Raw genomic sequence first — 13,907 nt, forward strand, 5'->3', positions numbered from 1 at the left:
CGTTTCCGCCGCTCGCCGGGAACAGGGGCACGACCGTCGCCCGCGCGCCCCGTGAGGGGCCCTGCGAGCGGGCGACGGTCCCTGCGACGCTGCTGGTCGGCCCCTGTGGCGTTGCGCGGTGCCGAAGGGGGGTGGAAGGCTGGACGTGGGCACCCGCTCGGGGGACTCCCGCGAACCAACCGGTCCGCGGGGAGCAACGACTGTGTCCTCGGGTCCGCGCGCCCGCCGTCGAACACGGCGGCTCCGGTCCCGTCCGCACCCCCTGGAGGTACCCGTGGACAGCGCCGACGGATGGGGAGACGACGTCTACCAGCCCGACGGATCCGAGGTACAGGACGACGCGGGGCTGCTCGACGCCGAGGACACACTGGTGACGGACGGCGTGAGTGATCCCCTGGACCGCGGCTGGTCCCCGCCGGAGCGGCCGTGGGCGGTGGAGCACCGTGGGGTGACCGCCTCGGAACGCCGGGCGGGCGAGACCCTGGACGAGCGCCTCGCCGACGAGCTGCCCGACATCGCCGGATCCGACGGAGACGGCATCGGCGACTGCGAGGGCACCGACGGAGAGCCCCTCGACAACGAGGTGGGTGCCCTGCGCTCCGGACGGCTGGTGGCCCCGAACGAAGGCGCGCACGAGGACGAGGAGAGCGGGCTCATCGCCACGGACATCGGCATCGACGGCGCCGCGGCCTCGGCGGAGGAAGCCGCGATGCACATCGTCGACGAGGACGCCGTGTCCGGCTGACCGGCACGCGTCCCGCTTCTCCCCCAAGGAGTCGCCATGCAGCAGGACAAGCAGCCCGACTACCGCCCCGTGGTGTTCCGCGACCGCGTCGCCGGATACGCCTTTCTCACACGCTCCACCGCCACGAGCGACCGGACCATCGACTGGGACGACGGCGAGACCTACCCGGTCGTGGACGTCGAGATCTCCTCGGAGAGTCATCCCTTCTACACGGGCAAGGCCCGCACGGTGGACTCCGAGGGCCGCATCGCCCAGTTCGAGCGGCGTTTCGGAGGCGGGGACCAGGGGTCCGGCACAGGGGACGACGGCTGACCGTGACCGGCGCCCCGCTTCGAGCCATGGGCGCCGGTACGGCCACGAAGGAGTCGCGCGACGGTGGCGCGATCCGGGAGGCTCCGGACTCAGATGTAATTCAGGGCGGCCGCGCAGCCCACGGCACCCAGCACCATGAACACCGGCGTCAGCACCTTGAGCTCGACCCAGCTGCCCGCGCGGAAGCGCATCGCCTTGGGCGGGCCTATCGGGTACCAGCGCTTGCGGCCGACCGGGATGGGCCAAAGGATCGGGCAGCCGGACACCGTCAGCGCGTCCCCGATGTCGTGCACCAGGGCACCGAGAATGATCGGCAGCCCGAGCCAGAGGTACTCCTGGCCCGGCGCCGTGAACAGCCAGTCCGAGCCGTTGCCCGGCTTGTCCAGAGTCTGCGCGAGGATCCACGAGCTCGTCGCGGCGAGCAGCCAGACCAGGACGTTGCTGCTCGAACCGCGGGCGGCCCGCCACAGCAGACCCTCGATGGCGAGCACCATGTGCACGAAGAGGATGCCGAGGACCGCCCAGCGACCGCAGGTGATCGCCAGCACCGCCGTGCCCGATCCGAGCGCCACCGCCCACACCCAGGTGTGCGTCAGCGTGCGGTGACCGCCGCTGCGCCGGGGGTCGCCCGGCTTTCGGGTCCCCTTGTAGGCGGCGTAGGAGAGCTTGTCGACGATCTCGCACAGTCTTCGTGACACCGGTCCGAAGGCATTGGAGATCGTGGCGGCCTTGTGGTCCAGATCCGGGGCGAGAGCGGCGCCCGCGCAGATCAGGGCGCCGACGAGCAGGACCGGCCAGGGCATGGCATGGCCGGCCGCGGCTGCCGCCGCTCCGACGCCGAGCCAGGCCGCGGCCCCCGACAGTGAGTGTGCTGGTCCCATCATGGCCGTTCCCCGCCCCATTCCTCTTGTAACGCTGTCCAGTTGCCCGTGCACGCTGACGCGTCACCGGCGCCACAGCGTAGCGGTCGTGATCTTTGCCCGAACATCCGATTCCCCCATCACGTGCATCGACAGGCAAGATGGGGGCGTGACCCTTATCGATCAGCTGCCGCAGACCGCAGACCCCGACGCCCTCTACGAAGCCTTCGAGTCGTGGGCCGGGGAACGCGGTCTCACCCTCTACCCCCATCAGGAGGAGGCGCTGATCGAGGTTGTCTCGGGTGCGAACGTGATCGTCTCGACGCCCACCGGCTCGGGCAAGAGCATGATCGCCGCGGGCGCGCACTTCGCCGCCCTCGCCCGGGACGAGGTCACCTTCTACACGGCGCCGATCAAGGCGCTCGTCTCGGAGAAGTTCTTCGAGCTCTGCAAGATGTTCGGCACCGAGAACGTCGGCATGCTCACCGGCGACGCCTCCGTGAACGCCGACGCTCCGGTCATCTGCTGCACCGCCGAGGTCCTCGCGTCCATCGCACTGAGGGACGGCAAACACGCCGATGTCGGTCAGGTCGTCATGGACGAGTTCCACTTCTACGCCGAGGGCGACCGGGGCTGGGCCTGGCAGATCCCGATCCTGGAACTTCCGCAGGCGCAGTTCATCCTGATGTCGGCGACCCTCGGCGACGTCTCGATGTTCGAAAAGGACCTCACACGCCGCACCGGCCGGCCCACGACCGTGGTCCGCTCGGCGACCCGGCCCGTCCCGCTCTCCTACGAGTACGTGCTCACTCCGCTGACGGAGACCCTCACCGAGCTGCTCGCCACCAAGCAGGCCCCGGTCTACATCGTGCACTTCACCCAGGCGCAGGCCGTGGAACGGGCGCAGGCGCTGATGAGCATCAATATGTGCACGCGTGAGGAGAAGGACCAGATCGCCAAGCTCATCGGCAACTTCCGGTTCACCACCAAGTTCGGCCAAAACCTCTCCCGCTACGTACGCCACGGCATCGGTGTGCACCACGCCGGCATGCTGCCCAAGTACCGGCGGCTGGTGGAGAAGCTGGCCCAGGCCGGTCTCCTGAAGGTCATCTGCGGCACGGACACGCTCGGTGTCGGCGTCAACGTCCCCATCCGCACGGTGCTGTTCACCGCGCTCACGAAGTACGACGGCACTCGGGTGCGCACGCTGCGCGCCCGCGAGTTCCACCAGATCGCGGGCCGGGCCGGGCGCGCGGGCTTCGACACGGCGGGCTACGTCGTCGCTCAGGCGCCGGAGCACGTCATCGAGAACGAGAAGTCGCTCGCCAAGGCGGGCGACGACCCGAAGAAGCGCCGCAAGGTGGTGCGGAAGAAGGCTCCCGAGGGCTTCGTGGGCTGGACCGACAACACCTTCGAGAAGCTGATCGCCTCCGATCCCGAGCCGCTGACCTCGCGCTTCCGCGTGACGCACACGATGCTGCTCTCGGTGATCGCACGGCCCGGCAACGCCTTCGAGGCGATGCGGCATCTGCTGGAGGACAACCACGAGCCGCGCAAGCAGCAGCTGCGGCACATCCGCCGGGCCATCGCGATCTACCGCTCGCTGCTCGACGGCGGCATCGTGGAGAAGCTCGACGAGCCCGACCCGACGGGCCGCGTCGTGCGGCTCACCGTCGATCTCCAGCAGGACTTCGCGCTGAACCAGCCCCTGTCGACGTTCGCGCTCGCCGCCTTCGACCTGCTGGACCCCGACTCCCCGTCGTACGCCCTGGACATGGTGTCCGTCGTGGAGTCCACGCTGGACGAACCGCGGCAGATCCTCGCGGCCCAGCAGAACAAGGCCCGTGGCGAGGCCGTGGCCGCGATGAAGTCCGACGGCGTCGAGTACGAGGAGCGCATGGAGCGGCTCCAGGACGTGACGTACCCCAAGCCGCTGGAGGAACTGCTCTTCCACGCGTACAACACCTACCGCAAGAGCCATCCGTGGGTCGGCGACCACCCGCTGTCGCCGAAGTCCGTCATCCGTGACATGTACGAACGGGCCATGTCCTTCACGGAGTTCGTCTCCTTCTACGAGCTCGCCCGCACCGAGGGCATCGTCCTGCGCTACCTGGCCAGCGCCTACAAGGCCCTCGAGCACACCATCCCGGACGACCTCAAGTCCGAGGACCTGGAAGACCTGATCGCCTGGCTGGGCGAGATGGTGCGACAGGTCGACTCCAGCCTGCTCGACGAGTGGGAACAGCTCGCCAACCCCGAGGTGATGACGGCCGAGGAGGCTCAGGAGAAGGCCGACCAGGTCAAGCCGGTCACCTCGAACGCCCGAGCCTTCCGTGTCCTCGTCCGCAACGCGATGTTCCGCAGGGTCGAGCTGGCCGCTCTGGACAACGTCGACGAACTCGGCGACATGGACGGCGACTCCGGATGGGACGCCGACGCTTGGGGCGAGGCCATGGACAAGTACTGGGACGAGTACGAGGACCTCGGTACCGGTCCCGACGCCCGTGGCCCCAAGCTGCTCTCGATCGTGGAGGAGCCGCAGAACGGTCTGTGGCGCGTCCGTCAGACCTTCGCGGACCCGAACGGCGACCACGACTGGGGCATCAGCGCGGAGGTCGACCTCACTGCCTCGGACGCCGAGAGCCGTGCCATCGTCAAGGTCACCGACGTCGGACAGCTGTGAGCACAGGAGAATCCCACCGATGACGAACCCAGCCGAGAGGCTCGTCGACCTGCTCGACCTGGAGCAGATCGAGGTCAACATCTTCCGCGGCCTCAGCCCGCAGGAGTCGCTGCAGCGGGTCTTCGGCGGCCAGGTCGCGGGCCAGGCGCTGGTCGCCGCCGGCCGCACCACGGAGGGCGACCGGCCGGTGCACTCGCTGCACGCGTACTTCCTGCGTCCGGGCCGGCCTGGCGTCCCGATCGTGTACCAGGTCGAACGGGTGCGGGACGGACAGTCGTTCACCACACGGCGCGTCACCGCCGTGCAGCAGGGCCGCACGATCTTCAATCTGACCGCCTCCTTTCACAAGCCCGAGGAAGGGAGCTTCGAGCACCAGCTGCCGCCGGCCCGCGAGGTGCCGGATCCCGAGTCCCTGCCGACGGTGACGCAGGAGATCAAGGAACATCTGGGCGCTCTGCCCGAAACGCTGGAACGCATGGCGCGGCGCCAGCCGTTCGACATCCGCTATGTGGACCGGCTGCGCTGGACGCCCGAGGAGACCAAGGACGCCGAGCCGCGCAGCGCCGTATGGATGCGTGCTGTCGGGCCGCTGGGTGACGACCCGCTCGTGCACACCTGTGCTCTCACCTACGCGAGCGACATGACGCTCCTGGACGCCGTCCGGATCCCGGTGGAACCGCTGTGGGGACCGCGCGGTTTCGACATGGCGTCGCTGGACCACGCCATGTGGTTCCATCGGCCGTTCCGCGCGGACGAGTGGTTCCTGTACGACCAGGAGTCACCGATCGCGACGGGCGGCCGTGGTCTGGCCCGCGGGCGCATCTACGACCTCGAAGGACGCCTGCTCGTCTCGGTCGTGCAGGAGGGACTGTTCAGAGCGCTGTAGGCGGACTCGTCCGGGCTCCTTCGGCGCAGCCATGCGAGCAGCCTCCGCGACCGCGCGGACTCCGGCGGCGTGAGCGGGGCCTCCGTGGCGGTGAGGCGCTCTCGCACGGCGCGCGGAGCACCGGCCGGTGAGAGCCGGGCGGCCGCCGGTGGAGCCGCGGTCGGCCGGCTTGGCGACGAGGCGTGCGCCGGGGCCGGTGCCGGGACGGTCGAGGGGGCCGGTGTCGGGCGGGGCACGGGGCGGTCTTTCCTGGCTTCCTGAACGCTCTGCCCCAGGTCGGCCCTCAGCCAGCCGATCTCGTCCGGGTCGTCCGCCGTCGTGATGCGTTCGACGATCAGCGCTCCGGGCGAGTCCGGTGCGGCCTGTGAAACAGGCGCGGGCCGAAGGCGGTTGAGATGGGCGCGCTCGTAGGGATCCTTGACGACCTCGGCCACGTGGACGGGGTCGAGCAAGGACGCCACCACCGCGGCACGGGCCCAGGGATCCTGTGTCTGCCTCAGCAGGAACCCCAGGTGGCGGCCACGCCAGTTGCGGGGACGACGGTCCAGCCCTTCGCTCAGCTGATCCCGAAGGGCTTCCGGTGTCCGGCCGCTCAGGAGCGGCGCGTTGTGCTCGTCGGTCGCGAACTGCCGTAGTTCCTCGGCGAGGTAGAGCCAGGCGACCATCCTGTAGCGGTTGAGGTAGAACTTGACCGGCACCACCAGTCCCAGGCGTGCGAGGCGGGTGAAGCGGGCGTTCGTCACGCCCACGAGGGCGGCGCCCTCCGTGGTGCCGACGGCCTTGACCCGCTCGCGCAGCGCCTCCGGGAACCCGGATTCGGCTCGCACTCGGTCGATCTCCGCGCGTGTGATCCGGCGCCCCCCGCCTCCCTCGTCGGGAACCGAGCGCACACAGCCGAGGTTCAGGGCCAGGTCGAACTCGCCTCGCCTGAGCTCCAGTTCCCGTGCGGCCCGGCTGAGCGAGAGGGTGGCGGACTGTGTGATGGTGGTCCCGGACATGACGGTCTCCCCTGAGGTGTGGGAGGCTCGCGCCGGTGTGCGCTCGCCTCGGGAAAAACCGTATCCGGCTTGTCGGACATCGTGGCGAGCCTGTGGATAACCTCAGCCACAAGACGGTATCTGCAGGTCAAAGGTCCGAAACGGGCTTGCTTTCCGGCTGTCGAGCGTCCACGCGAAGGTGTTCGCCGACGCGGTTCACCAGCAACGTCATCTCGTAGGCGACCTGGCCGATGTCCGCCTCCGCCCCGCTGAGGACGGACAGACAGCTCCCCGTGCCGGCTGCGGTGACGAAGAGCACCGCGTCGTCGAACTCGACCATCGTCTGCCGTACCTGCCCGGCGCCGAAGTGGCGGCCGGAGCCCTTGGCCAGGCTGTGCAGTCCCGACGAGACCGCGGCGAGGTGTTCCGCGTCCTCGCGTCGGAGTCCTGTGCTCGCGCCCGTCACCAGCCCGTCGTTGGACAGCACCAGCGCATGCCGAACGTGCTCGACGCGCTCGGTGAGGTCGTCCAGCAACCAGCCGAGTCCCGTGTTCTGTTCCATGATCCGGTCTCCCCGTGTGGTGTTCCCCCTGGCCGGAGGATTCGACCAGCAAGCCTTCCCCACTGCCGCCGTCCGGGCAAGGCGGATGGGTGGCATGGCAGAGAAGATGGCCGACGAGCAGACGTGAGCGGTGGCGCCGTGGGGCAGCCGCGCGATGGTTCCGCGGGTGGCCCGGCGACGGTGTCGTGGCGCCGGGTGGGGCCGACCCCGGATGGCGGGCAGCCTCAGCTGACGGACTCGAGCAGGCGGGCGGTGTGCACTCTCCCCGCGTATTCGACAAGCCGGATCAGCACCTCCTTCCCGGATTCCCGGTCGCGGGCGTCGCAGAGGACGACCGGCGTACCACGGTCGAGGTCGAGGGCCCGGGAGACGTCCTTGGTGCCGTACGTGCGAGCCTCCGGGAAGCAGTTGACCGCCACCACGAAGGGAATCCGGCGGTGCTCGAAGTAGTCCACCGCCGGGAAACAGTCCTCGAGCCGTCGGGTGTCGGCGAGGACGACAGCACCCAGAGCGCCCGTCGACAGTTCGTCCCACAGGAACCAGAAGCGGTCCTGTCCGGGTGTTCCGAAGAGATAGAGCGAGAGCCCGGACCGGATGGTGATGCGTCCGAAGTCCATGGCCACGGTCGTGGTGATCTTCTGGCCCACGCCCCCGGTGTCGTCGACGGACCGGCCGGCATCGCTCAGCAGTTCCTCGGTACGCAGCGGTCGGATCTCGCTGACCGTGCCCACCAGGGTGGTCTTCCCGACGCCGAAGCCGCCGGCGACCAGTATCTTCAGCGCCATGGCGAACGGGTCGCCGCCCGTGGCGTCGGAGTGCTCGGAGACCATGGATCACTTCTCTCGGGAGTGCCGGCGACCGCCGGCATCGGTGCGTGTGGTACGGGTGAACGAAGCCAGCATCATGACAACTACGGTTCCGTCGGGCGGGCTTGGACCGCACATTGCCCCTTGTGACCGGAACACGTCCGTTCCGTGCCCAGGAGTGAGCACGAAGGGCCTTTGTACCGACCGATGTTCATCGTCTAGAGCGCCCTCAGCCCCTCGATCACTTCGCGGAGGATTCGTTCGTCGGGCAGGTGCGCGGGCGGCACCGGCCGGCTGACGATGACGCAGCCGCGTTCCAGGAGGTCGCCCAGAAGCACCCTGACCACGCCCACGGGAAGACCGGTGCCCGCGGCCAGTTCGGCGACCGACAGGGTCTCTGTACGGCACAGTTCGACCAGGGTCCGGTGCTCCGGGCCGAGCGAGCTGTCCCCATCGGCCCCCGGCGCTGCCCTGTCGAGCGTGACCAGGGCGATCAGATCGAAATGCGTCCCGGCGGGACCGGCTTTGGTGCGCCCGCCCGTCACGGCGTAGGGACGGACGAGTGGGCCCGCCTCCTGGTCGTACCACTGGCTGCCCGGCAATGGCGGGGTGCCCGGTGCGTCCTCGGTCATCTGTACAGGCCGTCCTCGGTCATCCTGCCGCGGGCGGCTGTGCGCCGACCCGGGGCGGGGCGTGGAGATGCTCGCCGACACGCTTGACCAGAAGCGCCATCTCGTACGCCACGAGTCCGATGTCGGCGGTGGCGGTGGTCAGGACGGCGAGGCACGAACCGTCCCCCGCCGCGGCCACGAACAGGAAGCCCTCGTCCATCTCCACCATCGTCTGGCGCACCCCGCCCGCGCCGAAGTGGCGGCCGGCTCCCTTGGCCAGGCTGTGGAATCCGGAGGCGACGGCCGCGAGGTGTTCGGCGTCCTCGCGCCGCAGGGCGGTGGACGCGCCCACAGCCAGTCCGTCGTTCGACAGCACGACGGCGTGCCGTACTTCGGTCACACGCAGCACCATGTCGTCCAGCAGCCAGTCGAGTTCGCCGGACCGATGGGCGCTGCCCGTGCTCGGGTCCTGGATCATGAGGGGTCTCCTTCGCTGCTGTCGCTGCCCGCTTCGGGGCCGGCGGTTGCTCCGACGCCGGGGGCCCGGCCGCCGCCGCGTGCCCATCCGGCCCGGTACGCGGCCATGCGCGCCCGTACGAGTTCGGGTGTGCGCTCGTCGTCCTCCGGGGACACCGGGGGTTCCGTCGGCTCGTCGGAACGCTGTCCGCGCAGTTGGGGGGCGAGGTTCGCCTGGCGCACCCGGCGTGGAAGTGCGCCGGAGTCCACGGAGTCCGCCTCGGGGCGGTGCAGGCGCAGCGGCGCCACTCCCGAAAGCGCGGTCTCCTTCGTAGCGTTCGCCTGGGGCGGAGCTCCCCGTGATCCGTTCGCCGGCTCCTCGGAAGCCCTCGGTCGCGGTGGGACCAGGGCGGGCCGATCGGTGACGGACTGGACGGCGTCGCGCACCGGGGCGACCGGCACGCGCGCGTACTCCCTCTCCGGCGGCCCGTCCGTGTCGTGCTCCTGGAGGGAACGTTCCATCGGGCCGTCCTGCAGCAGTGCCGTGGGCAGCAGCACGACCGCGGTCGTACCCCCGTAGGGCGAGGTCTGCAGGTGCACCTTGATGCCGTGCCGGGCCGAGAGCCGGCTGACCACGAAGAGGCCCAGCCGGTCGCTGTCGTACAGGTCGAGGGCCTCGGACCGCTCGATACGCAGATTGGCCTCGGCGATCCTCTCCTTGCCCATGCCCAGTCCCCGGTCCTCGACCTCGATCGCGTAGCCGTTCGCGACCGGTTCGCCGGTGATCCGCACCCGGGTGTGCGGGGGCGAGAACTGGGCGGCGTTCTCGACGAGTTCCGCCAAGAGATGGGTGAGATCGGCGACCGCTCCGCCGGCCACGGCCGCCTCGGGGAGTTGCCGTACCTCCACGCGCGCGTAGTCCTCGACTTCGGAGACCGCCGCCCGGACCACGTTCGTGAGCGAGACGGGCCTTCGCCACGCCCGTCCGGGCGCGGCTCCGGAAAGGATGATGAGGCTCTCCGCGTGACGGCGCATCCGCGTGGTGAGGTGGTCGAGGCGGAACAGGTCGCTCAGCTCGTCCGGGTCGTCGGACCTGCGCTCCATGGCGTCCAGGAGATTCAGCTGGCGGTGCACGAGTACCTGGCTGCGCCGGGCCAGGTTGACGAAGACTCCGGAGATGCCGCCGGCCAGCTCCGCGCGCTCGACCGCGGCGCGCAGGGCGGCCCGGTGCACGGTGTTGAGCGCTTGGGCGACCTGCCCGGTCTCGTCCTCCGAGGGCCGTCCCGGCGGGGCCTCGTCGTCGACGTCCACCGGCTCTCCCGCGCGCAGCCTGCGCATGGCTTCGGGGAGTTTCCGGCGGGCGACGTCGAGGGCGCCGTCGCGCAGTCCCACGAGTTCGACGACGAGGTCGCGTCCGATGCGTACGGAGATGATCAGCGAGGCGATGACGGCAGCGAGACCGAAGAGGACCGCGGCGCCGGCCGGGGTGAGCAGGGCGTGCCCGAGCGGGTCGGCCGCGTCCGCGGCACGACGGCCCGCGTCGGCCTCGACCATACGCATTCCGTCGCTCACCCGCTCGTGAGCGATGCTCCAGGCGGCCTCCGGCGCGGCATCGAGGGCCTTGGGGCCGGGCCGCGAGAGAAGCACCTTGTCCTCGACGGCGCGCACGTCGTCGTAGGCGCTCCCCTGCACGACGTCGTTCCAGGCGGTTCGTTCGGGCCCGCCGAGGTCCGACGCCGCGGCGTCCGTCAGGGTGCGGCGTGTGTCCACGGCCCCTGTGAACAGCCGTAGCCGTTCCCCGTCGAGGGTTCCGGCGAGCCGGGCCCCGCCGAGCACGGCATCCTCCTGGGCGAGCGCCTCTCGCGCCCGGGAGAATTCGAGGAGGACACGCGCGTCCGTGCGCAGGCCCGTTCCGGAGATGCCGCTGAGCGCTCCGTCGACTCCGAATGCCGTCGAAATGGTCCTGGTGTACTCGCCGTACGCCTCTTCCCATCCGGTACGGCGCTCCAGCACACCGGTACGCAGCGACCGCAGTCGCTCCGTGTCGGCGACGAAAGCGGCGAGGCGCCCGGCGACTCCGGCCGGCAGGTCCGCGCCGTCGGCGACGGTGTTGTGGTCTCCCAGGCGGAGCCTCGCCACGGCGCGGTCGGTGAGTCGTGAGAGATCCTTGAAGTCGCTCGGTGACGACGCGGCGGGGCCGGTCGCGTAGCGGACGGCTTCCGCCCGTTCGGCCTGGAGCGCGGCGACCGCGGCGTCCACGGGGGTGCGCACCATCGAGTCCACACCCTGCGACTGCCGCAGCCGCGCGACGTCCTGCGCCGTGCTCACGGTGGCGTAGGCCCACAGGGCGAGCAAGGAGACGATGGGCACCATCAGCAGGCTGACGATCTTGGCCCGGACGGTACGGGGCCGGACATGCCACCGTCCCGCGCGCGTGAGCGCTTCGGGCGAGGGTCCGGCGAGGAGGTCCCCCTCGTCCGCCGGCGGACCGGCGTGCGCGCGCCGGCCGCGCCGCGGGGGCGGCGGCTGGGCGCCTGCTGTGATGGTCCTGCGGGGTGTACGCATGGCCTCCTCGATCGGAGAGGTTCGGGGCGTGCCGTCCGGGCCGCGCGGCTCCGGTACCGGCGTCAGCGGGCGGTGCCCTCGACCGGGCGCCGGGCCGGCGGGGACGCTTCGGTTCGGCCGGACATCGGGGACAGCGCGACGAAGGCCGCTGTCAGGAAGAGGTAGGAGCCGAGGCCGACGGCGAGGGGGAAGATGAACTGCATCGCCGTGGCACCGGACAGCGGTACGCCGGAGGGGGTGACTCGTACGCTCACGGCCATCATTCCGGTGTAGTGCATGCTGCTCACCGCGCCGCCCATGACGAGGGAGGCGGCGGCGACCGCCGCGGGTGACCTGATGGAGAGCGCGGCCCACAGCGCGGCGGTCGCCGCCACCACGGCGATCACGACGGAGAGGGCGACGAGTGCGGGGTCGTAGCGCACCTGGCCGTGCAGCCGCAGTGCCACCATTCCCAGGTAGTGCATGCTCGCCACTCCGACCCCGGTGGTGAGCCCGCCGAAAACGAGTGCGCGGTGCCGGTCGCGACCGTAGCCGACGGCGAAGAGGCCCGCGCCGACGACGGCCATGGCGACCAGCAGACTGAGGATCGTCAGTGGCACGTTGTAGCGGATCTGCGTGCCCGTGACGCCGAAGCCCAGCATCGCCACGAAGTGCATCGTCCAGATGCCGGTGCCGATCGCGGAAGCACCCGCGAGCAGCCAGTTGCGGCGCGACCTTCCGGTGGCGTCGAGTCCGCGGACCGTGCAGCGCAGGCCCAGTGCGGAGCCTGTGCACGCCATCGCGTACGACAGTACGGGGGTCAGCCAGCCGAAGGCGGCGTGGTCCAGGTGTCCCATGGCTCCGGGACGCTAGTGCGCGCTGGGGCGCACAACAGGGGCGCGTTTCGAAAGCTGTTGCAAAGTGACGAAGGTGCGCGCCCGAGCGATCGCCACAGGCTCGAACATGTGCACCGCGTCGTGCTTCGTGTCGGTGAGAGATCATGCGGCACATGAGCGACGACCACACACACGTCCAGGAGTTCTTCGGCGCACGCGCCGCCCACTGGGACAGCCGTTTCCCCGACGACGGACCCGCCTACGCGGCAGCGGTGGCCCGTATGCGGTTGCGCACAGGCGACCGCGTGCTCGACGCGGGCTGCGGCACCGGGCGCGCCCTGCCCCCGCTGCGAGCGGCCGTCGGCAGCACCGGAGTGGTCGTGGGAGCCGATCTGACCCCGGCCATGCTGGAGGCCGCGGTCCGGGCCGGACGGGACCGCGACGGGAGGCTGCTGCTGGCCGATGTCACCGCGCTGCCGCTGCGCGACGAGTCGCTGGACGCGGTGTTCGCGGCCGGACTCGTCGCGCATCTGCCGAACCCCGCCGAGAACCTGGTGGAGTTGGCCCGGGTGGTGCGGCCCGGCGGCACACTGGCCCTCTTCCACCCCATCGGCCGGGCTGCGCTCGCGGCCCGCCAGGGCCGGCAGATCACTCCGGACGACCTGCGCGCCGAACACAACCTGGGCCCCTTGCTGGCCGCTTCGGGCTGGGACATGACCTCGTACGAGGACGAGGACGTCCGCTTCCTCGCGCTGGCCGCACGTCGGGGATGACCGCCGGCCCTTCGCCGGAGGCCACGGGCCCTCCACCGGGGCCGACCGTGGCCGGATCCGGTGATGAGCCGTCAGGCCATGCCGGCGACGGCCGCGGCGAACGCCTCGGGGTTGTCGAACATGATGTTGTGTCCGGCATCCGGCACGGTCACGACACGCACCCCCGCCGCTTCCAGACCATCGGCACCCGGCAGTTCGCCGCTGAGTTCGCCCTGAAGGAAGACGCGCTCGGCCGTCAGTCCCACGAGCATCTGACGCATCGTCGGGATGCTGCCCTGGGCGAGTCCTGTCGCCGAGCGGTGCAGGGCGCGTGGATCGGCGAGTCGCATGGTCGCGGCCCAGAGGGGGCCGACCTTTTCGAGCACGCGCGCGTGACCGCCGTTGTCGACATAGTCGTCCTCCTCGTAGGAGGCGATGCCACTGCTCCCCGCGGTGACCGGGGGACGCGGATCGAGGTTGGCCTCCACCAGGACGAGACGGGAGACGAGCTCGGGGCGGCGATGGGCGAGCACGACCGCGACGGAGCCGCCCATGCTGTGCGCGACGAGTTCGGCACCGGCGACATGGGCCGCGTCCAGGACTGCCGCCACAGCCGTGGCATGGTCCTCCAGGGTGTAGCCGAAGTCGGCGGGCCGGTCGCTGATGCCGTGGCCGGGCAGGTCGACGAACAAGGTGCGCCGCCCCGCCAGTTCGGGCCGGGCCGCGATGTGGGCGTTGTAGACCGTCGAGGCCGACCCCAGGCCGTGCACGTACACGCGCGCGGGTCCACCGCCCGCCGCCTCCGTCCAGCGGATCATGCTGCCCCTGCCGTCGAACTCCGCCTGCCGCATAGCGCTCTCCCCCTGTCGCAGTTCCT

At 70.6% G+C, this 13,907-nt stretch carries 14 protein-coding genes; 5 read left to right on the top strand and 9 right to left on the bottom strand.

Going from position 1 to position 13,907, the window contains the following annotated elements; all coding sequences use genetic code 11:
• Window positions 1-274 precede the first annotated feature (274 nt).
• Both OG410_RS06955 and OG410_RS06960 read left to right on the top strand, forming a co-directional pair.
• A complete protein-coding gene (locus OG410_RS06955; protein WP_326789264.1) occupies window positions 275-745 on the top strand; it encodes a DUF5709 domain-containing protein in 471 nt (156 codons plus the stop codon).
• A gap of 36 nt (window positions 746-781) precedes the next feature.
• Window positions 782-1,057: a type B 50S ribosomal protein L31 gene (locus OG410_RS06960; RefSeq protein WP_328665352.1), complete on the top strand. Its 276-nt coding sequence runs from the start codon at window positions 782-784 to the stop codon at window positions 1,055-1,057.
• A gap of 89 nt (window positions 1,058-1,146) precedes the next feature.
• Here OG410_RS06960 and OG410_RS06965 read toward each other — a convergent pair whose 3' ends face one another.
• Window positions 1,147-1,941, bottom strand: coding sequence for a metal-dependent hydrolase (locus OG410_RS06965; protein ID WP_329298317.1), 795 nt, complete (start codon window positions 1,939-1,941; stop codon window positions 1,147-1,149).
• 145 nt (window positions 1,942-2,086) lie between these two features.
• On the opposite strand from OG410_RS06965, the gene OG410_RS06970 reads away from it, so the two are divergent.
• Together OG410_RS06970 and OG410_RS06975 are read left to right on the top strand one after the other, a co-directional pair.
• Window positions 2,087-4,600 carry a DEAD/DEAH box helicase gene (locus OG410_RS06970; RefSeq protein WP_329298318.1) on the top strand — a complete coding sequence of 838 codons (2,514 nt, stop codon included), beginning with the start codon at window positions 2,087-2,089 and terminating at the stop codon, window positions 4,598-4,600.
• Window positions 4,601-4,619: 19 nt separating this feature from the next.
• Window positions 4,620-5,486, top strand: coding sequence for an acyl-CoA thioesterase (locus OG410_RS06975; protein ID WP_329298319.1), 867 nt, complete (start codon window positions 4,620-4,622; stop codon window positions 5,484-5,486).
• Here the strand turns inward: OG410_RS06975 and OG410_RS06980 are convergent.
• The 7 genes from OG410_RS06980 to OG410_RS07010 all read right to left on the bottom strand — a co-directional run bounded on the left by OG410_RS06980 (window position 5,423) and on the right by OG410_RS07010 (window position 12,299).
• Window positions 5,423-6,484, bottom strand: coding sequence for a DUF6397 family protein (locus OG410_RS06980; protein ID WP_329298320.1), 1,062 nt, complete (start codon window positions 6,482-6,484; stop codon window positions 5,423-5,425). The two genes, OG410_RS06975 and OG410_RS06980, sit on opposite strands and share 64 nt — an antisense overlap.
• A gap of 127 nt (window positions 6,485-6,611) precedes the next feature.
• A complete protein-coding gene (locus OG410_RS06985; protein WP_329298321.1) occupies window positions 6,612-7,025 on the bottom strand; it encodes a roadblock/LC7 domain-containing protein in 414 nt (137 codons plus the stop codon).
• A 224-nt stretch (window positions 7,026-7,249) separates the two neighbouring features.
• Window positions 7,250-7,855, bottom strand: a complete 606-nt coding sequence (locus OG410_RS06990; RefSeq protein WP_329298322.1) for a GTP-binding protein — start codon at window positions 7,853-7,855, stop codon at window positions 7,250-7,252.
• 194 nt (window positions 7,856-8,049) lie between these two features.
• Entirely contained in the window at window positions 8,050-8,463 is a 414-nt protein-coding gene (locus OG410_RS06995; protein WP_326789256.1) for a DUF742 domain-containing protein, read from the bottom strand.
• Between the two features lie 19 nt (window positions 8,464-8,482).
• Window positions 8,483-8,920, bottom strand: coding sequence for a roadblock/LC7 domain-containing protein (locus OG410_RS07000; RefSeq protein WP_329298323.1), 438 nt, complete (start codon window positions 8,918-8,920; stop codon window positions 8,483-8,485).
• Window positions 8,917-11,463, bottom strand: coding sequence for a sensor histidine kinase (locus tag OG410_RS07005; protein ID WP_329298324.1), 2,547 nt, complete (start codon window positions 11,461-11,463; stop codon window positions 8,917-8,919). The genes OG410_RS07000 and OG410_RS07005 overlap by 4 nt, the downstream gene beginning before the upstream one ends.
• 62 nt (window positions 11,464-11,525) lie before the next feature.
• On the bottom strand, window positions 11,526-12,299 hold the full coding sequence (locus tag OG410_RS07010) for an MHYT domain-containing protein (RefSeq protein WP_329298325.1): 774 nt from the start codon (window positions 12,297-12,299) through the stop codon (window positions 11,526-11,528).
• Between the two features lie 143 nt (window positions 12,300-12,442).
• Between OG410_RS07010 and OG410_RS07015 the strand changes: the two genes are divergently transcribed.
• Complete coding sequence (locus OG410_RS07015; RefSeq protein ID WP_329298326.1) at window positions 12,443-13,051, top strand: class I SAM-dependent methyltransferase; 609 nt, start codon at window positions 12,443-12,445, stop codon at window positions 13,049-13,051.
• 71 nt (window positions 13,052-13,122) lie between these two features.
• Here the strand turns inward: OG410_RS07015 and OG410_RS07020 are convergent, their stop codons facing one another.
• A complete protein-coding gene (locus OG410_RS07020) occupies window positions 13,123-13,881 on the bottom strand; it encodes an alpha/beta fold hydrolase (RefSeq protein ID WP_329298327.1) in 759 nt (252 codons plus the stop codon).
• Window positions 13,882-13,907 lie beyond the last annotated feature (26 nt).

Origin of the sequence: Streptomyces sp. NBC_00659 (assembly GCF_036226925.1) — a bacterium.
Lineage (GTDB): Bacteria > Actinomycetota > Actinomycetes > Streptomycetales > Streptomycetaceae > Streptomyces.